Source organism: Acidobacteriota bacterium (assembly GCA_003225175.1).
GTDB lineage: Bacteria > Acidobacteriota > Terriglobia > Terriglobales > Acidobacteriaceae > Gp1-AA112.
The window spans coordinates 102,888-126,254 of the sequence record QIBA01000029.1 but is presented as its reverse complement, the minus strand read 5'-3'; the positions used below and the strand labels follow the sequence as shown (position 1 = coordinate 126,254).

At 54.3% G+C, this 23,367-nt stretch carries 14 protein-coding genes; 5 read left to right on the top strand and 9 right to left on the bottom strand.

Annotated elements, in window-relative coordinates; genetic code table 11:
• Both DMG62_02280 and DMG62_02275 read right to left on the bottom strand, forming a co-directional pair.
• A partial coding sequence (locus tag DMG62_02280; GenBank protein ID PYY24707.1) for a hypothetical protein occupies window positions 1–1,250 on the bottom strand: 1,250 nt, incomplete at its 3' end.
• 130 nt (window positions 1,251–1,380) lie between these two features.
• Window positions 1,381–2,499 (bottom strand): LacI family transcriptional regulator, encoded by a 1,119-nt coding sequence (locus tag DMG62_02275; protein ID PYY24706.1) that lies wholly within the window; start codon window positions 2,497–2,499, stop codon window positions 1,381–1,383.
• 230 nt (window positions 2,500–2,729) lie between these two features.
• On the opposite strand from DMG62_02275, the gene DMG62_02270 reads away from it, so the two are divergent.
• The 3 genes from DMG62_02270 (at window position 2,730) to DMG62_02260 (ending at window position 10,003) form a co-directional block, all read left to right on the top strand.
• Window positions 2,730–6,251, top strand: coding sequence for a hypothetical protein (locus DMG62_02270; protein ID PYY24705.1), 3,522 nt, complete (start codon window positions 2,730–2,732; stop codon window positions 6,249–6,251).
• 97 nt (window positions 6,252–6,348) lie between these two features.
• The gene (locus DMG62_02265; protein ID PYY24704.1) at window positions 6,349–8,631 is read left to right on the top strand and encodes a hypothetical protein; all 2,283 of its coding nucleotides are present in this window, start codon (window positions 6,349–6,351) and stop codon (window positions 8,629–8,631) included.
• Window positions 8,612–10,003, top strand: coding sequence for a hypothetical protein (locus tag DMG62_02260; GenBank protein PYY24703.1), 1,392 nt, complete (start codon window positions 8,612–8,614; stop codon window positions 10,001–10,003). The genes DMG62_02265 and DMG62_02260 overlap by 20 nt, the downstream gene beginning before the upstream one ends.
• A 17-nt stretch (window positions 10,004–10,020) precedes the next feature.
• On the opposite strand, the gene DMG62_02255 is transcribed toward DMG62_02260, so the two are convergent.
• Entirely contained in the window at window positions 10,021–11,784 is a 1,764-nt protein-coding gene (locus DMG62_02255) for a CRTAC1 family protein (protein ID PYY24702.1), read from the bottom strand.
• Here DMG62_02255 and DMG62_02250 point away from each other — a divergent pair.
• Window positions 11,653–13,623, top strand: coding sequence for a CRTAC1 family protein (locus DMG62_02250; protein ID PYY24701.1), 1,971 nt, complete (start codon window positions 11,653–11,655; stop codon window positions 13,621–13,623). The genes DMG62_02255 and DMG62_02250 overlap by 132 nt on opposite strands.
• Here the strand turns inward: DMG62_02250 and DMG62_02245 are convergent.
• The 5 genes from DMG62_02245 to DMG62_02225 all read right to left on the bottom strand — a co-directional run bounded on the left by DMG62_02245 (window position 13,620) and on the right by DMG62_02225 (window position 18,269).
• The gene (locus DMG62_02245) at window positions 13,620–13,886 is read right to left on the bottom strand and encodes a hypothetical protein (GenBank protein PYY24716.1); all 267 of its coding nucleotides are present in this window, start codon (window positions 13,884–13,886) and stop codon (window positions 13,620–13,622) included. The two genes, DMG62_02250 and DMG62_02245, sit on opposite strands and share 4 nt — an antisense overlap.
• 65 nt (window positions 13,887–13,951) lie before the next feature.
• Complete coding sequence (locus DMG62_02240; GenBank protein ID PYY24700.1) at window positions 13,952–14,326, bottom strand: two-component system response regulator; 375 nt, start codon at window positions 14,324–14,326, stop codon at window positions 13,952–13,954.
• Window positions 14,301–15,719 (bottom strand): hypothetical protein, encoded by a 1,419-nt coding sequence (locus tag DMG62_02235; GenBank protein ID PYY24699.1) that lies wholly within the window; start codon window positions 15,717–15,719, stop codon window positions 14,301–14,303. The genes DMG62_02240 and DMG62_02235 overlap by 26 nt, the downstream gene beginning before the upstream one ends.
• Before the next feature lie 785 nt (window positions 15,720–16,504).
• A complete protein-coding gene (locus DMG62_02230; GenBank protein ID PYY24698.1) occupies window positions 16,505–17,200 on the bottom strand; it encodes a DNA-binding response regulator in 696 nt (231 codons plus the stop codon).
• A gap of 145 nt (window positions 17,201–17,345) precedes the next feature.
• Window positions 17,346–18,269, bottom strand: a complete 924-nt coding sequence (locus DMG62_02225) for a hypothetical protein (GenBank protein PYY24697.1) — start codon at window positions 18,267–18,269, stop codon at window positions 17,346–17,348.
• Between the two features lie 314 nt (window positions 18,270–18,583).
• On the opposite strand from DMG62_02225, the gene DMG62_02220 reads away from it, so the two are divergent.
• Window positions 18,584–19,204, top strand: coding sequence for a hypothetical protein (locus tag DMG62_02220; protein PYY24696.1), 621 nt, complete (start codon window positions 18,584–18,586; stop codon window positions 19,202–19,204).
• A gap of 162 nt (window positions 19,205–19,366) precedes the next feature.
• On the opposite strand, the gene smc is transcribed toward DMG62_02220, so the two are convergent.
• Window positions 19,367–23,305 carry a chromosome segregation protein SMC gene (gene smc, locus DMG62_02215; GenBank protein ID PYY24695.1) on the bottom strand — a complete coding sequence of 1,313 codons (3,939 nt, stop codon included), beginning with the start codon at window positions 23,303–23,305 and terminating at the stop codon, window positions 19,367–19,369.
• Between the last annotated feature and the right edge of the window lie 62 nt (window positions 23,306–23,367).

Here is a 23,367-nt window from a genome sequence, read left to right as displayed (position 1 = left end):
TTCAGCAACTGCATCTGGGCCTTATCCAATTCATAGGTCGCATCGAGCAAGGCCGAGTATTTATCGTTCTCATCGAGTTGCGCCTGCTGCTGATCGCGCAAGGTGGCCTGGCCGGCCTCGATCTTGGCCTGCATAGCCTGAGTATTATTTTGCGAGAGCTGGTACTCGAGCTTCGCGACATCGCGCGCCGCACTGAGCTGTGCGACGGTACGTTGCAGTTTAAGAGTCTCGGTGGAGACCTGTTCCTTTGCCGCATCCGCGTCTTTTCGCGCTCGTTGTGCCTCCGCGTACAGAGCCTCGCTGTGGTCTCTCTGACCTTTGTTCAAAAATGGGACGCGAATCTCCACCCCGATGGCGCCGTTATTGCGTTTGAACGTCTTATAGTACTGGTCGTAATTGTTGTACTTGCTGAAGCGTGCGTACTGTCCAACGAGATCCACCGCAGGATAAAGCTGCTTGTGCTCACCACGCGCCTGAAACAGCTTCGCCGCCGCCAGCTCCTGTGCGCTCTTGAGGACAGGACTGAAGGCAAGGGCACGCGCAGGCAGATCTTCCTCTTGTGAGACTTCCGGAAGACGAGGAATCGATTCCCCGATGGTCTCAAAATCTTTGGCCGGCAATCCGGTCAGTTGCGATAGACGAAGCCTGAGCGTATCGGCAGCGGCGAGGAGTTCCGCAATTTTCAGTCGAATGCGCGCCGTATTCAGCTTCGCTCGTGTAAGTTCGATGGCTGGGTCAACTCCGGCCTGAATCCGCTGCTGCTCGATGGTTTCGAACTTGTGCGCGGCGTCCTCCTGCTGGCGAAGAATGTTGATTGAAGCCTGGTTCTTGTCGAGTTCCGAATAAGAAAGCGCAGTCTCGAGGATCACCTGGTTCTTTTTGTCCTCTTTACTCGCAGTCGCAGCGCGCATGTCACTGCGCGCGGCTTTAATGAACTCACGCTGCGCATAATTGAGTAAGAGGCTGGTGGAACTGACCTTGAAAATCGAAGGTTCGCCCAGCGGGAATCCAAATGAGTATGCAAGCCCTGAGCCAAAATAGACCTGCGGAATGTAGGCGTCCCGTGACTCCTGATACAGCGACTGCAGTCGGCTCACATCGGCAGAAGCGGAACTCATGGCGGTGCTGTTGCGGATGGCCAGTTCAATTGCTCGCTTAAACGGAACCGGTTCGGCAAAGGATTTTGTGGCAATCAGCAGGGGAGCGCCGAGAGCGCAGAGAAGAAGAGAAACACGAGTGTTCTCAAACATGGCAGAAATTCTACTTGGTCCCAGCGCTGGCTGGACTGACCCATCACCAAAATGTGCTTAGTAAATCGATTTAGATCAAGTCTTTGAGCCGTGACTTCGGCGATGCTCTGACAGAAGCACCGGCTGCACCCTAATCATTACTGATTGCAGATGCCTGAACACTCTCTGATGGCGGTGGCGCCGAAGGCCGCAACCGTGTGGTGGTGGATTCACGAATCACCAGCTCGGGCTCTACAGCGACCTCGTTTGGGAATGTTCCTTTGTTGCGAAGACGATCGAGCAGAGTGCGGGCGGCGATTTCGCCCATGCGACGCAAAGGCTGACGGATTGTTGTCAGGCTCGGAGTGTTATAAGCCGCGCTGGGAATATCATCGAAACCTACGACGGCTACGCTGCCCGGAACTTCCAGTCCTGCGTCGCGGAGCGCGCGAATCGCTCCGATGGCAGAGACGTCATTAAATGCGAACAACGCGGTGAAGCGTTCACCACTGGCGAGAAGTCTCTGCACAACTGGATATCCCATATCGGGAAACGGGGTACTGAATTCCATTTCGACGCACAAGGACGGCTTCATCTCGAGATCGAGGTTTTTGGCGACCTCGCAGATGCTTTGCCAGCGAACTTCCGTGTCGGAGCTGACTTTTGGTCCCTTCATAAACGCGATCTCGCGATGTCCCATGCGAACAAGATGGCCAAGCGCGAGTTCCGCAGCGCGCCGATGATCAAGAATCACGTTGGTAACGCCGTCGAGATTGCGATGACCTGCCACAATGACCACCGGCAAAGGAAGTGAATGCGTAATCGGGGTATCAATGGCAATGATGCCCTCAACTGACCGGTCGAGCATGATGAGCGGATACTCCTCGATTAACTCCGGGTTATTGCGGTGGCCGGCGGCGAAGTAAAAATAGCCTTCCCGCATGAGGTAGTCCTCAATGCCGCTAGTCAAAAGAGCAACGTAATCAGAAAGATCGGGGTGGAGAATCCCAATTGTGAACGAACGCTGCATGCGCAGGGAGCGAGCATAGAAGTTGGGACGGTAATTCAAGTCCTTGGCCGCCTGAAAAATGCGCTTTTGCGTTTCCTCCGGGATAGCCGCTGCCGCTTTGGCGCGGTTTATCACAAGCGAAACCGTTGCCGGAGAAAGGTTTAGGTGTTCTGCGAGGGCCTTCAGGCTAAGCGTACGAACGGCATGCCTCTTACCGGCGACATCTCGTTTGCCCTTATTGCCGTCTTTGGATTTGGCCATATCACCTTTACGCGGTTGTGTGCTCTCAGCTTGCACCCCAGAGTACAGCTTTGGCCTGTAAATTCGCGAAATAAAAAAATCCTTGACAACAAAACAGGTTATGCAGCTTAATTAGCAGCCGAAAAGCTCTACTAAATCGATTTGTCAGTCAATTCGTAAGAACTGACGGGCTCCAAAAAACCGGCTGTTAGTGCAGTCAAGCTGTCATCGATCTTCGATGGGGGAAGCAAATGAAGCACAAACTCAGCGCTCTGCTGTTGTTCTCTCTTCTCTTCGCAACCTGCTCGGCCTTCGCGCAGAAATACACAGGAACAATTCTGGGAACGGTGGCCGATTCCAGTGGAGCGATGATGCCGAACGTTACGGTCACCGCACGCAACGTTGCCACTGCTGCCGTGCGAACGACGACTACCAACGGGCAAGGGGAATACACCATCCAGGATCTCGCAGCCGGAACGTACGAGCTGAAGGCGAGTGCCCCGAACTTCAAGGAGGTTGTCGCCAGGAACGTTGAACTGCACGTCTCCAGCAACGCCACCATAAATCTCAAGCTTCAACCCGGTGGCACTACTGAGGTAGTGTCTGTAGAGGCAAATGCTCTCCAAGTGGAAACTTCAACTGGCGCGGTGGGTAACGTTGTCGACGGAACCCAGGTTCGCGAACTGCCTCTGAACGGCCGCAGCTTCGTTCAGCTGACTCAGCTAATGCCCGGGGTCTCGCCGCAGGCCAACTTCGATTCCAAGCACAAGGGTTTGGAAGCTGGTGTCGACTTCTCGGTAAACGGGAACAGCACTACTGGAAACATCTTCATGGTCGATGGCGTGAACAACAACGACATCGGATCGAACCGCACGATTCTGGTGTACCCGTCGATTGATTCGATTCAGGAATTCAAGATGCTGCGTAACAGCTATGGTCCTGAATACGGCCAGGCGATGGGCGCAATCATCAACATCGTGACGCGCGGCGGCTCAAATAATTTCCACGGCAGCGCGTACTACTTCGGGCGCAACGACGCCTTGAATGCCACAGATTGGTTCAATAGTCTGAATAAAATCCCGAAAGACAAGTTGCGCCGCAACGACTTCGGCTACAACGTTGGCGGTCCCATCAAGAAGGACAAACTATTCTTCTTCTGGTCGCAAGAGTGGAATCGCGAACTTCGTGGCAAGGCAAGAACAGGTGATGTCCCCACGGCGGCGGAAAAAAATGGGGATTTCAGCAATCGGCGTACAGATAAGGACAATAATGGGAATCCTTGTGATCCCGCTCCCGCCATTGGTGGAACCACATTTACGAACATTTCGCAGGTCCCCACTGGCGGACTTTCCAATGCGGGAAAGACTTATCTGAAGATGTTCCCCGACCCTAACCAAGCCAATCCGGTGAACTGCCAAAACTGGGCAACGTCAATCACCGCGCCCATTTACTGGAGAGAAGAGAATATTCGCGGTGACTACAATCTCGGTAAAACCTGGATGCTGTTTGGCCGGTTTACACAGGACCACTGGGAGCAGCCTTTCCCCGGCACGCTTGGCTTCTGGGGAGACGATCAATTTCCATCGATCGAAGGTGGTTGGAAGCAGCCAGGCTATCAAGCTACAGTCAAACTGACGAAACTCTTTGGAAACAGCGCTGTCAATGATTTCCAGGTTTCCTATGCCGCCAACCGCATCACGGTAAGTCAATCTGGAACCAATCCTGGGTTGAACGACCAGATCATTGCAGCCTCGCCCACGTTCTATCCACTCTCTCAGAAGTTCAACGGAAACAAGATCGGTTATCCGGGATTCTGGGGCGGTTGCGGTCCAGACTGCGCCACCGGCAGCAACTTGTGGATGCAGGGACCGTGGCATAACAACGAGCAACTCTATATCGCAAAGGACGACCTCTCTAAAGTATGGAGAAGTCACACCTTCAAAGTCGGGTTCCTCGTAAGCAACAACCAGAAAAACGAAATGGTGGAAAACGAATCCCAAGAGAATGCTTTCTATTGGGGAGCGGCCAGCAACAATACTGGGAACGGCGCATTCAATATGTTGTGGAATCAGGTGCAATGGGGCGGTAGCGAGAACCAGACGAATCCGTACTCTCAGATTCGCTGGCACGATGTCGAACCGTACTTTGGCGACACTTGGAAAATGCGTCCCAACCTAACCGTGGAATACGGCTTCCGTTGGTCCTTCCTGCGTATGCCGTATAGCGGCCCAGACAGGATCGCCACCTTTAGTCCGAGCGCTTTTAACGCAGCGTTGGGCAACGATGCATGCAACGGATTGTTGCTGCCTCCCGGCACTAATTTCTGCCAGGCTGCAGGATTCAAAGGCGGAGCTGCTGGTGTAAACCGTGCACTGAAGGACAATAACAACCACGCGATTGCACCTCGGCTCGGCTTTGCATGGGATCCCTGGGGCACCGGAAAGACTGCGATTCGCGCAGGCGTCGGACAGTTCTTCCAGCGCGAACGTCTCAACAATACACTGCAAATGGCAACGAACCCGCCATTTTCGCTGACTGCAGATTACGGTCCGGGCCGATTCTTGGATGTGGCTCCGGCGCCCGGAGCGCTCAAATCTGCCGGGGCTCCAGGCTTCGCGCAGGACACAAGCGACATTCTGCCCAACACGTGGCAATGGAACTTGACGGCCGAACATCAGTTCTCACACGACAGCAAGATGGAACTTGCCTACGTCGGCAATCGCGGAGTTCACATGTTGCAGTACACGGATGCGAACCCTGTGCCTGCCTCACAACGTCTAACCTATGCGCTCAACAACGGCAACAGCGTTAGGCAGTTCGGTGCGGCGAATTTCGGCTTCATCACGGATGCATTCTGGGGTGGCGATTCCAACTACCATGCACTCCAGGCCCTTTACCGCGCGAAAGTGAAATCTGTCGACGCGCAGTTTGCTTACACCTGGTCCAAATCGCTTAGTGATACAGACATAACCAATAGCGGGAACAACAATCGGGCAAGCTTGTTGCAGGATCCCGCCAATCCTCACCTGAACTACGGGCCGAGTCAGATCAATCGGCCGCATGTATTTACGTCAAATATCGTCTACAACGCTCCGCAACTGAACGACTACAACTCCTTCGTCAAGACCACTCTTGGCGGTTGGGAAATGGCCACTATCCTGCAGTACACCAGCGGTTCGTCGTTATCGATATTCAACGCCCGCGCCGTCGATACTGCTCCAGGCGGTATAAGTGGAGCAGGTGCCAATCAGGACAACATTCGTCCCTTGGTGGTACCGGGCCAGCCTTGTCGCGCTCCTTCGGGTTCTCCCGAGTTCCAATGGTTGAATCCGAATCGATGGACGATGGTTGGATATCAGATAGGTACGTTTGGGGGAACTGGCGCTGCCAACGCCTCTGTAGGCGAGTGCTCTTCGCCTGGAATCGCCAACACCGATTTCTCGCTCTACAAGAACTTCAAGCTCACCGAGCGGTTCCACATGCAGTTCCGCATGGAGTTCTTCAACCTGTTCAACAAAGCGCAGTTCCTGGGCAACTATCAGGATACGGCGAACATAAATACGACCCTCTCGAACAGCGTGCGCGGATGCACAACGACCAGTACGAGCGCAACGGATATGAACAGCATCAACAATCCCGCGAGTGCATGTTTCCGTCGGCCGATCAACACGGTAACGTTCGATGCAGCCAACACACGTAACCCGACGTTCGGACAGGTGACGAAGGACAGGGGGCCGCGTGAAATTCAGTACGGCTTGAAGTTTATTTTCTAGCTGCTCCTCAGAAGAAAATGGGGCTTGATCCAGCATCAAGCCCCATACTTGTTTTCTCGAATCGATCGCACTGATCTTCGAGTATCCTGCAGTAAACATGCGGTCATCTTCGCTCGTGGTGCGCGGTATCTTCAGAAGTAAACCAAGGCTTTGCATGGCCTCGCGGTTCCGTCTCGCGCTGCTCCTCTGTTTTCTTCCTAGCTGCAACCAGGCACAGTCACAGAAAGCGCAGACCAAAGTAGTAAATCCTCGACAGCACTATGACGCTGCTCGAACCTTTCAGCTCGCTGGTGATCAGGAGAAGGCCGCCGCGGAATACAAAGGCTTTCTGGCCGGCGTGCTGCGCGGCGCCGCAAATGCGCAGGCGCATGTTGCTCAATTCGAGCAGGCGACGAATCTGTTTGAAGAAGCCGCGCGGTTAGCGCCTGAGGACGACAGCGTCCAGCTCGATTACGCCTCTATGCGTCTCCAACAGAAGGATTTCGTCGGCGCGCAATCGTTGGTGGAGCAAGTAATTGCACGACATCCGAAGAACACAGCAGCTCGGGTGGTTCTTGCCCAGATTCTATTCAGCAAGCAAGAGTACGACGCCGCTCGCAAGGAATTGGAGGTCGCCGTTGTGGCGGCACCCAGTTTCGACGTGGGCTACCTTCTGGGGCTCACCTACGTCAAGCTGAATGATCTTCCCCATGCCCGCATGCTATTCGAGGAGATGGTTACCGGGCTGGGCGACACTGCGGAGATTCACATGCGCTTTGGCCGTGCTTACGGCAATGGAGAATGGGAGGCACTCCAGTACTCGATCGATGAATTCAAGAAGGCGATCGCAAAAAATGAAAAGCTGCCACAGGCTCATTATTTTTTGGCGCTAGCTTATCTAGGACGAGACGGTGAGTCCGGATTCAAGACCGCAATACCGGAGCTGGAGGCTGAAGCAAAGCTAAGTCCGAATGATGAGCGGACTCACTATTTGCTCGGATATATCGCACTCCGGCAGCAACGATTCGCAGAAGCGGAAAAGGAGCTTCTGCGAGCCACGCAGATTGACCCGCGGAATCCTGACCCTCTCATTTCGCTGGGGCAGCTATACACCGACAAGGCGCGCGATTCAGAAGCCGAAACAACCCTGCGCAAGGCGATTGCCGTTACAACCGATATTTCTCGCAACGAATACCAGATTAATCGCGCGCACTATCTGCTCGGTCGCATACTTCTCCGAAGCGGACGCAAAGACGAAGGGGCGAAGGAGCTGGCCATTTCTAAGGAACTTCGCGACCGCGCCATGCGTCCCCAGGAGACGCAAAATCAAAAATTTCCTGAACTTGCGAACCTGTCTGAGAAGGAAGAGATTACCGCTACCGAAACGATCCTCGTCTCGCCTGAGACGCGCAAACAAGCTGACGATTACATCAATGAAATACGGCTGGCGGTCGCGGATTCATACAACAATCTCGGAGTAATTTCCGCGAGTCAAAAGACATTTCCGGTTGCTTTGGAATACTTCCGTAAAGCCGCTGACTGGAACCCACTACTCGACACCCTTGACCGCAACACAGGCATGGCCGCGTTCTATGCCAATCAATTTGACCAGGCAATCGCCCCTCTTGGTCGTGTCCTGAAACAACATCCGGAAGACATTCGCGCTCGTGCTGCGCTGGGACTGAGCTTCTTTAGCTCGCAGGATTTCCGCAAGACGACGGAGACATTGAAGGTGATTCCCGATGAAGTCGACAAAGATCCCGGATTGGGATACGCGTATGCAACGTCCCTGGTGAAAACTGGCGATTACACGGAAGGCGTTCGGCGGCTCCAGGATCTGAGTAGTAAAAATCCCAACTCCGCGGACATTCACACATTGCTGGGGGAGGCTTTCGCGGATCGGAAAGAATACAGCGCGGCGCTGGAAGAATATCGCAAGGCACTGACAATCGACCCAAGTCAGGCGCGCCTACACTTTCTGGCCGGAGTGGTGCTGATCCATCAGGGCGAGAGCGCTGAAGCTGAAAAGGAATTCCGGGCAGCGCTTAAGCTAAATCCAACCGATGTCGCCAGCAAGTACCACCTTGCTTATGCATTGATCCAACGCCAAGACAAGACTGAGGCGTTCTCCCTCTTGCGGCAGGTCATCGATCAGGATCCGAAGTATGCAGATGCCTACTACGAATTAGGGAAGCTGCTGTTGGAGCGAGGTGAAGTAAAAGAGGCTATTTCGAATCTGGAGGCTGGAACCAAACTCACTCCGGAGAGCGACTACATTCATTATCAGCTCGCAATGGCCTATCGGCGCGACTCGCGAAACGAAGATGCCCAGCGCGAGCTAAAGCTCTACCAAACTCTTAAGAACCGTAATCGTGGCCGAGATGTTCCGGAATCGAACTAGGTTCTGTAGATTCGTGGCGGCGTTGACTGTGGCCTCTGCGGTGCTTTGCGCCGGCTCTGATCGTCAGCGGAGGTCTGCTCCCTCATCTTCAATCGCAACCGCGCGCAGCGAAGTAAACCGCGGACATCTGGATAGCGCCGAAAAGATTCTCTGGGATGCTCTCTCGTCGAATGCAAACGACGAAGCCGCTCTAACCCTGCTGGGAGTAGTTCGCGAAAAGCAGAAGCGCGATGCGGAGGCTGAGGCACTGTTCCGTCGCGCGCTTCAGCTCAATCCGAAGTCAGTCGAGGCGAGAAAGAACCTTGGGAGTACTCTCGTCACGCAGGGCAAAGATGCTGAGGCGACCGCTGCTTATCGAGAAGCATTGGCGCTTTCTCCGCACGACCCGCATCTCAAGATTGAATTAGCACGCCTTTATATGGGGCAGCGCAAATGTAGTCAGGCGCTGCAGTTGATCGATGGCATTCCGCCTACAGCGCTATCCGCCGAAATTATTGCGCTCAAGGCTGCGTGTCTGACCGCCGTGGGACAAAGCTCCGAGGCGGTGGTGTTGATTTCTCAAACTCAGATACTCAGCAGGCTGAATCGCGCACTTTCTCGTAATCCCGATTCCGTTCATACGCTTGTAGCCATCTCTCACGTCTACGCTGCCCAAAAGAACCATGAGAAATCCTTGGCTACACTTCAGCGGGCGCACAGCATCGATCCCGACTCTCTCCCAGTTCTCAGAGCATTGATCGTGGAAGCTATGGAAACGAAGCAGGCACTGTTGGCTCTGCGATTCGCTGGTGAGCTTCAGGAGAAGAGCGCCGAAAACCTGGATGACAAGTACTTGGTATCTGCCGTGATGTTGCAGGGAAAAAAATACGATACGGCCGCCGAGTTGCTTGCGGATTATCTGACAAAACGCCCGGAAGACGGCCAGGCAGCGCTTGGCTTGGGGATAGCATATCTGGCCGAGGGGAAGTACGCCGACGCACGCAACTGGCTGGAGCATTCCCTCGAGCTCGATCCCAGTCTGCTCGAAGCGCACTATGAACTCGGGATGTTGGCCCGCAAGGAAGGGAGGACCGCTGAGGGCATTCAACGGTTCGAGACGGTCTTACAAAAACAACCAGGAAATCCAAAAGCGCTTTTGGGAATTGGAACTCTTTATCTCGAGGAAGGTCAATTTGATAAAGCTCACGCAGCCCTCGAGCGCTCGCAGCACGCCGATGCATCTGAACCGGAGACTGAGTACCAACTCGCGCTTCTCTTTACCAGAATGGGAAAGACTGACGCGGCGCAGCAACATATGGCGCGCTTCCGCCAACTCAAGCAGGCCAGAGACAATGAACTGACACCGAGGGGAGAACAGCAGAAGCCGATGTAGGGAATCGAGCTGCGTCGCTATTTCATCGGAACAGTTTTCTTCGCCACCGAAGGCGAAGCGTTACCAGCGGAAGCTTGTCCGGCAAGCGGATTCTTGTCAGTGACTCCCGTTCCTTCGACGATCGTGTAGATGACGTCAGCAGGTAAGTCCGTGAACTTCTCCTTGAGTCCGCTTGGCCAGGCTATTTCGATCGTATTCATGCTGCTCTGAGTTCCCAAGCCGAAGTGAAGCCGAAGATCGTTCTGGGACAGATAGCTGGAGCCAGCTTGCACCTCCCGGAATTGAATCAAATCTCCTGCAGTTACTGTGACCCTCGCTCCAATGGCTGCTTTGTTGCTTTTAGTTCCGACTAGTTTGAAGAGCACGGCATGATTCGAACTCTCGGTTCGATTGAGGAGCAAAGTAGGCGGTTCCCCAACATTCATCAGCAAAACATCCACTTTGCCATCATTATTAATGTCCCCAAAAGCGGCGCCGCGCCGCGATTGTAGCGGCAGCTTGTCGAGTCCAGAACCAGCAGTCACATCCTGAAAGCTCTTGTCTCGCTTGTTGCGAAAGAGCTGCAGAGGCTGACGGTATGGGACCCCGCCCTTGACCTGATCCATTTGCGGATACACGTGACCGTTCGCGATGAAGATGTCATCCCAGCCATCATTATCCATATCAAAAAACGCGGTTCCCCAACCTACGTACGGATAAGTGGGTTGCGCCACTCCGGCATTCCAGCTGATGTCGGCGAATCCCTGCGCACCCAGATTTCGGTAAAGCGTATCTGGCTCCTCAGTGAAGTTGGTCACGAAGAGGTCGAGCTTGCCGTCGTGGTCGAAGTCTCCAAAGTCGACACCCATCGATCCTTGTTCCTGGCCGTCTCCACTGAGAGCAGCGCCGGTGATGAGTCCCATTTCCTCAAAGGTGCCGTTGTGGCGGTTGTGATAAAGGTAATTTGGTCCGGCGTCATTCGCAACGTAGAGATCCGGCCAGCCATCATTGTCATAGTCAGCCCAAATTCCCTGCATTCCGAAGTAATGGTTGGGATCGTCTACCCCCGCCTTCTTTGATACATCCTCGAATGTTCCGTCGCCACGGTTCCGGAACAGGAAATCGGATTCTCCAGGTAAGCCCCATGGGCCGCACTGCACTTGGACTCCACGAAAGCGGCAGGTCTTGTCATTGCTGCCGAACTCCGGAAGCTTGTTGATGTCGATGAATACATAGCGGGGCACAAAGAGATCAACGAAGCCGTCCCGGTCGAAATCAGCCCACGAGGCACCAGTGCTAAAGCCACCTACGCGAACTCCGGCTTTGTCAGTAACATCCTCGAACTTGCAATTGCCAAGGTTCCGGTAGAGGGCATTGCCGCCGAAGCCCGTGAGGTAAATGTCTTGCCAACCATCGTTGTCGAAGTCAGCTACAGCGACCCCCATCCCCCACCCTTTATGGGTTAGGCCTGCCTGAGCAGTTACGTCCTTGAACTTGAGGTCGGCCTCCTGATGGTAGAGGGCAATCATCGGATCGCCGCCTTTTCGATAGCGGTCTACCGACGATCCATTTACGCTAATGATGTCGAGCTTTCCATCGTTGTCGCAATCGATGAATCCCACGCCGCCGCTCATTGACTCCACGATGTATCGCTTTTCCGGGGTAGAGAGATGAGGTACGGTCAGGCCAGCTTGTTTCGTTATGTCTTCAAACCGTGGCGTTGGGGAAGAGGCAACGGTAACTTGAGCGGCGCTGGCAAAGGAGAGCAGAACGCCCAGACTAAGAGCACAAATTCTTCCCATGGGATTTATGCATTTTATAAGGATTCGGACCGGGTTCACAGGGCCAATTTGTCAGGCAGAAGCAGGTTTCGATTCCAGATTTCTAGGCTTCCTAAGCTGTTGTGGCGGTGTCTCGCGGCGCTGCTTCTGCTCGGCCTCCCCACTGCCGGAACAGGGCAAAGGACTCGTAACAGTCCGCCAAAGCTTCCTGGTTTTCAGTTGATCGACGCTACCGCTGCCTCGAAGATTCGTTTTGAGCACGTGGCATCGCCGGAAAAAAGATACTTAATCGAATCGATGAGCGGCGGCGTCCTGTTGCTCGATTACGACCAGGACGGCTGGCTTGACATTTACTTCACGAATGCGCCGACAGTCGAAGGAGCCCTGCGAGGCGAAAAAGCGCGCAGCGCTCTGTACCACAACAATCACGACGGCACATTTACTGATGTCACCGATCACGCGGGACTGGGCTATCCGTGCTGGGCCATGGGAGGAGCTGTCGCGGACTATAACAACGATGGCTGGCCCGACATCCTCGTTACTTGCGAAGAAGGACTCGTGCTCTATCGCAATAACGGGAACGGCACATTCACAGATGTAACTAAGCAGGCTCACTTGATCGATCCGCGATGGAGCACGGGCGCTGCTTTTGCTGACTATGACGGCGACGGCTTTGTGGACTTGATGGTCTCGCGCTACGTCGATTTCGACATGAAGAATCTGCCGAAGTTTGGGATTGGTGCCACATGCCGCTACCGCGGTATTCCGGTGCAGTGTGGTCCTAGAGGAATGAAAGGAGTAGGCGATAGCCTCTATCACAACAACGGCGACGGCACCTTTACCGATGTCTCAAAGAGCTCCGGTGTTGACGATGCCAGCGGCTACTACGGCCTCGGCGTGCTTTGGAGCGACTTCAACGATGATGGGCGTCCCGATCTGTTCATAGCTGACGACTCGACGCCGAACTATCTCTATCGCAACGATGGCAATGGGCACTTCACAGACATCAGCTATATCTCCGGAACAGCAGTGAGCCGTGATGGTGGGGAGATAGCGGGAATGGGAGTTGCTGCCTGTGACTTCAACCATAGTGGCCGGTTTTCCATTTACGTCACTGACTTCGAGGACCAGAGCAACACACTCTACCGCAACGATGATGCAATGAGCTTCACGGAGATTTCGTATGAAGCCGCCATCGGCGCCGCGACAATCCCATATCTTGGATGGGGCACCGGCTGCGTTGACTTCGATAACGATGGCTGGCCTGATTTGTTCGTCGTGAATGGTCATGTCTATCCGCAAGTAGACGCATTAGCGGAGGGAGCGAAGTACCGCGAGCGCAAGCTTGTCTTCCTGAATCAGGGCGATGGGACATTTCGCGACGTCAGTAATCTTGTGGGCAGTGCGGTGATGCGTCCCGAGCCCAGCCGGGGAGCTGCATTCGGTGATCTGGACAATGATGGAAGAATAGATGTAGTCGTCGAAAATATCGATGGCAAGCCGCTGATCCTATATAACGAAGGAAGCTCAGCTAATCATTGGATCACTCTCCAGCTTACAGGTACCAAGAGTAATCGAGCCGCGATCGGGGCAAAGATCAAATTGACCGCCGGGGGAATGACGCAAATTGATGAAATTCGCAGCGGCGGGAGCTATCTCTCACAGAACGATTTGAGAGTGCATTTTGGCCTTGGTTCAGCCACCAAGATCGACTCTGTGGAGATTCGCTGGCCGTCTGGCATGATCGATACATTAAAGAATCTTTCGGCAGACAGGTTCTACGCGGTTCTTGAAGGCAAGGGAGTGGTTGATCGTGAGCAGGTGCGGCCAAGTGTTACTAAACGCGCACCTCAGAGCTAGGAATCTGTCCTTCGACCGTCCACCGCCTGCTTTATCTGAGCCAAGTACTTGCCGACGCCAAGCGCATCATCACGCTTAATCGAAGATTGGAATGCGCGCTCTATTTCTGCAGCAGCATCGGAGGCTGTTTGCAGGCCAAACGTTCCCAGAGATCCTGCCAGGCTGTGGGCTTCTCGCGTGGCCTTTGTTCGGAAATCTTCGGTTAACTGATCGCGCTTCAGACTCTCGATCGCACTCCGAATTGTTTCAATTCGGGAGTACATCAGCGGAAGATGTTTCTGCCAAAGCTTATCGATGTCCTTGAGTAGCCTGTCTGATGAACTCACTTCTATTCCCAATTAAGAATTGCTTTGATTTCATTGGCCAGCGTGAGTGGATTAAAAGGCTTTGCCAAGGTTCCAGCGGCGCCGATAGCCCGCAGGCGTTCTCCTTCGATCGACTGGGCCTTCGCGGTCAGAAATATAACAGGAATCTTCGCAGTGACTTCATCCTGCCGAAGCAGGCGCAGAGTCGCAGGGCCATCCTGATCTGGCATCATGACGTCCAACAGGATCGCATCCGGAACGGTCTTTCTAGCCAAATCGATGGCCGCAATCCCTGAGGCGGCGGAGGAGACTAGCCATCCCGCAGTGGCCTCAAGGCCCACGGCAGTTACTTCACGAATGTCATCCTCATCATCAATCAGCAGGATGTGTTTCGGCATTCGATTCCCGTTCTGAACCGTCCATGTCGGCAGGATCCGCATAAAAAGGCTGCAACTGGGAGCGCTGTTTATCAGCAAGTGGAATTGTGAAAAAGAAGGTGCTCCCTTTCCCGAGTTGGCTCTCTACCCATATCTTGCCGCCGTGCTGCTCCACGATGTTGCGAGAGATCGCCAAGCCCAGCCCGGTGCCTCCGCGCTTGCGTGAATCGGAGGTGTCAACCTGCTGAAACCTCTCGAAGATTGAGTGTCTCTTTCCTTCTGGGATACCTCGTCCATGATCGGAGACTTCAAATCGAGCTTCTCTTTCGGCGGGCTTCGCCAAGACCTTCACAGTACCGCCTGGCTCGGAAAATTTAATTGCATTGCTCAGCAGATTTGTCAGGCATTGCATGATGCGGTCTCGATCTGCGTAGATCAATAGATCTGAATTGTCGCCGGAGAGCTGGATCTGTTGATTCTGGGCCATCGGCCGCATGACCTCGATTGCGTGGTCGATAAGTTCGCGAGCGCTGCACTGCGTCTGCCGCATCGCAATCTTCCCGGAGTCGAGCTTCTCCATATCGAGAATGTCATTGAGCAGACGAATCAGCCGGTCTGTATTGTTCACTGCGATTTCCAGCATGCGCTCGCCTTTTGGATTCACCTTTCCCAATAGACCGGACGCAAGAAGTCCAAGCGAACCATGAATTGACGTAAGCGGTGTCCTGAGCTCGTGGCTCACGACCGATACAAATTCGGATTTCATGCGTTCAACTTCTCGTCGCCGCGTGAGGTCACGGAAAACCAGGACGACCGAGCCAATGACAGCCACCATTGCCAGTACGAGCGCCGAAAGAACAACCAGGAACGCCCGGCGGGCGCTCAACTGTGCGCGTTGATTGCGATCGGCGAGAAGCTGCTCTTCATCGCCTCGCATTCTCACCGTTAACGCCGAGATTTCCATGCTTAATCTTCTGCCAGGGCTAGTGCTTCCAAGGGCTAGCACAGCCTGCAAACCACCGGATTTCCGCACTCGGATCCCCTCTTCCATCGTGTCGAACCTCTTTTGGATAAGGGTATCCAGTGCATTGATATCGCTCTGCTCGGCGGGATTGTCCAGTGTTTGAGTGCGCATCTCCGAGATCAGATCGGGAACTTGCTTCCGAATGTCCTCATATTGCGATTCAAATGTCGAATCGCCTGTGATTACGTATCCTCGGACAGCAGCTTCAGCCTGGGAAATGCGAAAGGAGATTTGCTGCAGCAGTTCCAGCACGATATAGGTATGGGTCACCCACTTGCTATCGTCAATCAAACCGATGATTGTTCGCTGGGAGACGACTCCAACAGTGCCGAGAAGGGCAAGTACGATCACGAAGCCGACCAGGACGGTTCTTTCGACCGTGAGTTTCATCGAGGGATTCTGACCATTGTATCGGGAAGGAACCGCTGTGTAAGAGTTAGTTACCGCGTAGTGGATCAGGACCCGCGTGATAGGCCCATACTAGCAATGCCACGCAAAGTACCAAGGCGGTCTCCAGCAGAAACTCAATCGCGTTCACCTCAGCTCCTGGAACTGCTCGATAATGGCTGGTCCACAATGGGGCACGGGACAAAGCATGCACAAGTGAGTTGTCCGAAGGATGTACCTGGCGCCAGGGTGCAAACATACACAGCAAGACCCACCCTACGATTAGCGAGATGAGAGGCAGCCTTCTGGTTAGAGTTGCGACAGCGGATCGCATCTGTCATTTCAGCTTAGAAAGATCGATTTGCCGCTCAAATCCCACTGAAGTGGTAGAGTCATTCCCAATCCGCGTGTGTTTGACTGTCGTACTGATACAGCATGCTGATTTCCGCCCCCAGAGAACTGGACGTTCCTTCAAATCTCTCTGCCAAATTCCGGAAGCTGCCGGCTCTAATAGATGTTTACGTTCTCGTCGTGGACCAGGTGATGCGGAAGCAGGGCTTCGACCAAGAAAGATGTGAATTCACACCCGAGGAGACTTTGCCGCAGAGCGAGTATTCCTTGGAAAGTTCTGCTCATGCTCTCAGTCGTTGCTGCTTCGAGCCAGCACGGATGGAATCGATCCATTCTCGACCAAAGGCGGAACTGCTCAGTCGATACCAGCCAACAAATGTCAGCTGTGAATTGGAGCTGTTAGTCGCGGCCTGTTAGTCTGCCGATTCCGTTCTGGGTTAAGAACGCTTTGGTGAGGCTAGATCATTCTTCAGAGCGAAAAGAGCCAATTCCAGCCGTGTGGACATACCAACTTTGTCGAAGATGTTCGTCAGATGCCGCTTAACCGTGTCTTCGGTGATGTTGAGCCGCGACGCGATCTCTCGATTGCTGCAGCCCTCGGTCACGAGTGTAATCACCTCGATCTCGCGAGTGGTAAGGCCAAAGTTTCGGGGCTGCCTCTCCGTCGTCAAGGATGCAGAAATCTTAGCTAACACCTTGCCAATGGTTTTTTCCTCGCGGCCATCAACCCAATAATGCCCGTTCAGCACGCAGCGAATAGCCGCTTCGAGTTGAGCGATACTTTTCTTGCTGAGAATACCGCGGGCCCCCAGCTGCAACGCCTGCACAATCTGCTGAGGCCCTACGGACGCGCTGAAAACGATGGTGTGAACCTCGGTACCTTTTGAGGAAAGTTCGTGAAGAGCATCGATCCCCGGGAGATTGGGCATCAGCAAGTCCAGCAACAGCACATCAGGATGCAGCCTCTCGACCTCGCCGATAGCAGATTTGCCGTCAACCGCTTCTCCAATGACTTCAAACTCCTGGCCTGCCGATAATTTCGTCTTAACAACCTCGCGGACAATGGGATCATCGTCAGCCAGCAGAACCGAATGCCTTTCTTTTGACGCACGTTTTTCTTGTGATCGGTTCATCGGAGAAAACGTTCAACTGCCGTTGGATAGAATGCCTCGTTTTACCCGATTCCAGATGCATAAAGCAAGCTCTGCAATCAAGACAAGTACCAGAATGGGAGCTGCCTTAACAAGAAGGGAAGCACTGCGGCAAATTGAGAGAAAGCTACTGTTTTTGTGTCTGCCTCCATTTCTCCCATTGGGCATCCGATTGCATCTGCACCGCCCCATGCTTCATGGCCCAGTCGATAAATGCGGTTGGGGCGTCATGCAGTCCGTACAGGTTGGCACCCTTAATCGAACGAATCCGATTCCAGTTGGAATTCTTAAGAGAGGCTTGGCGAAGATCAGCATTGTCGAGCGCGGCGCCCGAGAGGTCGGCCCTGCTGAAGTCTGCTCCTGCAAAATCGGCATCATCCATTTCGGCTCCAGCAAGCGACGCTCCTTGAAAATTGCTTTGCCGAAAATTGGCGGAACGGAAATTGGAATCCTGAAGATCGGCCGATTCAAAGTTACCGTTGCGGATGTCTGCTGCGCTGAAATCCGAGCGCCGCAGACGTGCGTTGGGAAGTGAAATCGACCGTAGAAACGCCCCCGAAACGTCCACGCCGATAAGTGCCACGCCGTCGTGGTTCAATTCTTGCAATGCTTCGATGCGTCCACCACTGCCGCCCTTTCCCTGTGCCGTATTGATGACCTGCCAAGCTTGATAGTGCCGTTGCTTAACGCGGTCTCCCGATTCGCTGAAATAGAAAAACACCACAACAAGAACGGAGAGACTGCTGAGATATTCGAGCACTTCGACAAATGTCCAGCGACTCAGCGCAAACGAGACCCACTCCCATACCCATTCCAGAGAAAAGAAGGGCACAGTCCAGGAGGGCACTTGCTGCTGGCGTTCACGCCACGGAATTGGCCGTTTGCGGGGTTCGCGAAACACGATCATAGAGTCGTTCCTCTGGAGGCGGAGATTGGGCCACGATTGTAGAACCGCAGAATGGAAGTAGAATTCCGAAAATCTGGGATGCAGTGAGAAGAGGAAAGCTACAGGTAGAAGCGGCCAGCAGATTGCCACAGTGTCGTCGCGCATCGTCAACACCCGCAGACAGAAACTGCCGGCCGCGCCCTTCAGGGTTCCCTTCGGTATGGATTTAGACGAATCAGTAACATATTAGTCAACGCGGTTTGACACTGCTCCAGGTGATTCCTAGACTTGAGCTTCAGGGCGTAAGAGGTTCACGTCATGTGCTTTCGCTGGCTTCGTAGGTGCTAATTGGACCAGCATGTGTCGCACCTAACTATTTGGGCGTGAAAGGGCCAATGATGAAGCGGGTTATTAGTGGGATTGTTCTGATATTTTTAGCTTCCTTCAATGCTGTTGCGAGTCATAGATCGATTGCGAATATGTCAATCGCAGGATCAACATTGGAGGCGACGCTGTTCAGCGCCGCGCAAGAACCTCAGCAGCCGGCAGCGCCTTCCGATCGTGCGAAAGGACCCGCTTCAACCGACAGATCCAAAGAGGATCAAACCACAAATTCAGCTACAACTAAGAAGCGGGCGCTCCGGATCGGAGTGGTTGAGATCGCGAGCACCGTTGAGAGCTCCTTTTCAACCGGAGGATTGCAGCAGGAGTTGGTGAACGATCTGAATTTTCTCGGCGCACAAGGAGTGATCCTCTCATCGGAACCTGAGGACCGCGAGGCCGCCCTGGAACAAGCCAAACAGCAGAATTGCGAATATGTCGTTTTCACAATTATCAATGGGTATAAGACAGCGAGCGTTGGACAAAAGCTTGGCAGCGTCTTCAATCGCGGAGCTTTAGGAGGAGTAGGGGGAAGTGGCCAGGGACGCGTAGAGCTGAACGCGAGAGTAAAACTCTTCCAGCCAGACGGCGCCGTCCCACTGTTTGACGGCGACGTCAACTTTCGTCAGAACGACGCCGATGGAACGGCAAGAGGTCTGATGAAGACTGAGGCAAGAAATGTGATGCTACAGATTAAGAAGCTGGAGAGCACAAACTAGCTTCGCATTCCCCGAATGTAGTTGAAGAGGTAAGGCCAGGACTGCTGAGCGCCTCGGGCGGGTTTTGGTTTTCAGTAATATCCCAAAGGCTGAAAAAAGTCGCCGCTCTCGACGAAACCTGCGCGTGATCTTCGGTCCTCTGATCTTGATTTGAGGAAGAACTTATGCTGTAGCGGCCATCTGCACCTTCGATTGTTCCTCACCGAATCGCACCGACACCACCTTCGATACACCCGGTTCCTGCATAGTCACACCGTAGAGCACAGGTGAGGAGCTGATCGTTCGCTTGTGGTGAGTGATCACGATGAATTGCGTGCGATCACTCATCTCTTTCACCAGCTCGGTGAAGCGTCCGACGTTCGATTCATCCAGCGGAGCATCGACTTCATCGAGGATACAGAATGGGCTCGGCTGATATTGGAAGATACCGACCAGCAACGACAACGCAGTAAGCGCCTTCTCGCCGCCTGAAAGCAGCAATACGTTTTGAAGCTTTTTCCCCGGCGGCGATGCAACGATGTCGATTCCGCTCTCCGCAGAATTCTCTTCGTCGGTGAGCTTCATGAATCCATGCCCACCTCCAAAAAGCTTGCGGAATGTTACCTGGAAATTCTCGTTGATCTTTGCAAAGGCCTCATCAAACTTCTGCTTCGAGAACTCGTCGATTTCACGGATCGTGTTCTGCGTATTCTCAATGGAATCGAGCAGATCCTTACGCTGTACTTCGAGGAATTCGTGACGTTGTGCCGTCTCTTTGTATTCCTCCAGAGCCATCATGTTGACCGGACCCATGTTGTCCAGCTTCGTTCGCATCTCGCGATAAAATGCTTCTTCCTGCGCGAGCGCTTCGCCTTCGATTGTCGCGATGGAGGTGTCGCCCAGCAGAATGTCGCTTGTGATCGACAACTCCTGGAGACAACTCTCAGACATATGGTGCATGTCTGACTGTAACCTTGCCAGCGTCGCCGCCAGCTCGCTCTTGCGATCGCGGGCAGCGTCGAGTTCCTGTCGCGCAGTTTTCAGAGCAATGTCAAGCTCCATGCCAAGCAGGCGTGTCTGTTCTGCTGTTCGTTGTAGTTCGGCAGCCTTCAACTCTCCGCCTTCGCGGTCTGCCTGTAGTGAGATCAGTGCCTCCGCCAAACGAACGTTTTCCGCTTCGCGCTCCTGCTTCTCCGCCGCTGCGTTCGCGATCTGCGATTCCAGAGCCTCAATTCTTGAGCGCACTTCGGTGACCATGCGATTGATTCTCTCGAGGGCAGTGGCGGCTGCGCGGCGCCGCTCTTCCAATCCGGCGAGGCGGGCCTTTGCCTCCGCCGCGCGTTGCAGGGCGCTATCGCGTGTTGCGCGATTTTCGGCGAGTGCTTGCTGCGCGTTATCCAACTCCAACTGCAGTTGACATTGGTTGACTTCGTGCCGCTCCAGTTCTTCTCGTTTGAACGCCAGCAACTCTTTTTTGCCCGATTGCTGTTGCTGAATCCGATCCATCTCAAGACGGAATTGGTGCAGCCGGTGTTCCGTCCGCGAAAGCTCGGCTTCCATTTGCTTGAGCGCCACGCCGGAGCTATAGGCATCCTTCTCCGCTTCGCGCCGTTCATCCTGTAATCGTTCCAGCAGGGCAGCGAGTTCAGCTACTTCTCTCGCGAGCATCTGAACACGGAGCTCCTCATTGCGCAGTGCGCCTTCCAAGGCTTGTACGGTGCGGCTGATATCACGCAGCTCACGTTTCAGCGACAGAGGCCCCTCCGTGCGTTGCTTGCCACCTGTCACCGTGACGTTATGGAAGGTTTCCCCGGAGGGTGAGAGGAAAAATGCGGCTGGATTTTCAAGTGCCAGTTCGCGGGCTACCGCCGAATCGGGAGCGATGTAGCCGTCGCGCAGCTTCGGCAAGATTACTTCCAGCGACTTGCCAAAGCCGTTCAGGACGCGAATGCAGCGCGTGAGCGGCACGATGGATTCGCCCGCCGGAGCACGCTGTGCGTTCTCGTCTACTGCAAACGAAAACTTCGCCTGAGAGTCGTTCGGATGGACCAGGAAGGTTGCGCGGCCATCGGCGTCGCCCTTGAGCAAACGCATGCCTTCCTCGGCCGCGTTCCACGATTTGACTACGATGTAGTTCAACTCGTCGCGGAAGAAGTCATCTATCACGGTTTCATACTGGTCATCGACTTCGAGAAAGTCGGCAAGCACTCCGGCAGGAGCTAATCCACCTTCCAGAGCGTTTGCTTTCAGCAATCGCTTCACCGACTCAGTTGAATAGCCGTGATCTCTGAGCAAAGCGTCGATCGATGCCTTCTTTCCCGTGGCGGTTGCAAGTTCGCCGCGGAGTCCGTCGACATGGCGCTTGCATTCCAATTCCAGCGCGCGCTTTTCTTCAAGACTAGTTCGGACTTCCGCGATGCGGTCCGATAATGCGTTCACCGTGTCCGTGATGGACTCGAACTCCATTGTCACTTGGCCACGCCGACCTCCGAGCGATTCGGCTTCGGCGGTAGTTGCTTCTGTCTCAGACGCAATCCGCTCTCGTTGTGCGGCGAGTGACGAGAGATGATCTTCGGCCTGTAATATTTCGCTCCGGACTCGGCTTACTGCCGACATCACTTCCATTGCCGATCTGCGACGCTGTTCCTGGTGTTGTTCTAAATCGAAGAGCTGCCGTCCGGCTTCGGCTACCTGCTCCTGCTCAAATCGATATTGCTGCTCCGCGAGTTCGACATCTGCTGCCGCGGACTCGAGCACCGCTCGGTTATCGACTTCCTCGGCCGCCAGTTCTTCGAAGCGAATTTGAATCCGCTCAAGTTCGGCCTGATTCGCCACTGTTTGGGCTGCCAGATCGGCGCATCGCTCCTGGTTGTTACTGCGGCGAGAGCTAATGCGGCCACTCTCAATTTCGATGGCTCCTAACCGTTCTCGCACTATGTGGATTTCACCATCGATTGCGTATCCGCGTTCTACGGCCGCCGTATGCGTCGTCTCCATTTCGGCGAGCGACGCATTGCGGGTGTTTAGTTCATCGGTGAGAGCCTGAATCCGTTCTTCGAGAGCAGCGTTCTCGCGCGTCATATGCGTGAGCTTGCTGGCGAGCACGATCCGCAGTTTCTCGCGCATCTCATCGCGCAGCTTGCCATAACGCTCAGCTTTCGCCGCCTGACGCTTGAGCGAGTTCATCTGCCGCGTGACTTCATCAAAGATGTCGTTGATGCGCGAGAGATTTTGGCGCGATTGCTCCAGCCGAAGCTCGGCGAGACGCTTCTTGGTTTTGAATCTTGTAATTCCTGCAGCTTCTTCGAGGATGGCACGGCGATCGTGAGGCTTGCTCGAGAGAATCTGTCCGATGCGTCCTTGTTCGATGATCGCGTACGACTCAGGTCCTAGACCCGTGCCCATGAAGATGTCCTGAATGTCGCGTAGCCGGCACAGCTTTCCATTCAGCAGGTATTCGCTTTCACCTGACCGGAACAGCCGCCGTGTGACAACGATCTCGCCCGCCCGAAATTGTGCCTTAAACTTCCGACGCCGAATCTTGAGGACCACTTCAGGAGTTGCTGACTGTTCTGTCGGACTTCCCGATTCGGGATTCTCTGCGGCAGCGGCCTCGGGTGCTTCGACATCGCTGGTTGCCATTTCGGTTTGACCATCTTCTGAAAGCTCTGCGGGAGCTTCTGCGACGATGTTTCCTTCGGCGCCAATGACCTGTCCCGGCCGAGCTTCCTCTTCAGCTCGCGCCGCGTCCTCTGCTGCAAATGTGCGCACTCTGGCTTCGTCCCAGTCCTCGCCTGACAACTCATCCTGGATCTCGATTTCCGGCGTGCCGCTGGAATCACCCTCATACACTTCGGGGTCGATCAGCGTGAGAGAAACTTCAGCCATCCCTGTGGGCTTGCGGTCGCGGGTTCCGGCAAAGATCACGTCCTCCATGCGTGCCCCGCGCAAAGTGCGCGCAGACTGCTCGCCCAGCACCCACGAGATCGCGTCGGAGACGTTCGACTTGCCACAGCCGTTGGGACCAACGATGGCGGCAATCCCGTCGCCGTGAAATTTGAGTTCGGTACGGTCGCAGAAGGATTTGAAACCAAGGATTTGTAGCTTCTTCAGCTTAAGCACAGGGCTCTCCTTTGGGCAGGAAAGAAGGGATCTCAACGCCGGAAATACCATGGTTCAAACGA

Coding starts and splice junctions, on each gene's coding strand:
- DMG62_02265 (PYY24704.1), top strand. CDS start 6,349: ATGCGGTCATCTTCGCTCGTGGTGCGCGGTATCTTCAGAAGTAAACCA.
- DMG62_02275 (PYY24706.1), bottom strand. CDS start 2,499: ATGGCCAAATCCAAAGACGGCAATAAGGGCAAACGAGATGTCGCCGGT.
- DMG62_02240 (PYY24700.1), bottom strand. CDS start 14,326: ATGCCGAAACACATCCTGCTGATTGATGATGAGGATGACATTCGTGAA.
- DMG62_02245 (PYY24716.1), bottom strand. CDS start 13,886: ATGTACTCCCGAATTGAAACAATTCGGAGTGCGATCGAGAGTCTGAAG.
- DMG62_02230 (PYY24698.1), bottom strand. CDS start 17,200: ATGAACCGATCACAAGAAAAACGTGCGTCAAAAGAAAGGCATTCGGTT.
- DMG62_02225 (PYY24697.1), bottom strand. CDS start 18,269: ATGCGCGACGACACTGTGGCAATCTGCTGGCCGCTTCTACCTGTAGCT.
- DMG62_02250 (PYY24701.1), top strand. CDS start 11,653: ATGAGGTACGGTCAGGCCAGCTTGTTTCGTTATGTCTTCAAACCGTGG.
- DMG62_02260 (PYY24703.1), top strand. CDS start 8,612: ATGTTCCGGAATCGAACTAGGTTCTGTAGATTCGTGGCGGCGTTGACT.
- DMG62_02220 (PYY24696.1), top strand. CDS start 18,584: ATGTCAATCGCAGGATCAACATTGGAGGCGACGCTGTTCAGCGCCGCG.
- DMG62_02255 (PYY24702.1), bottom strand. CDS start 11,784: ATGGGAAGAATTTGTGCTCTTAGTCTGGGCGTTCTGCTCTCCTTTGCC.
- DMG62_02270 (PYY24705.1), top strand. CDS start 2,730: ATGAAGCACAAACTCAGCGCTCTGCTGTTGTTCTCTCTTCTCTTCGCA.
- DMG62_02235 (PYY24699.1), bottom strand. CDS start 15,719: ATGAAACTCACGGTCGAAAGAACCGTCCTGGTCGGCTTCGTGATCGTA.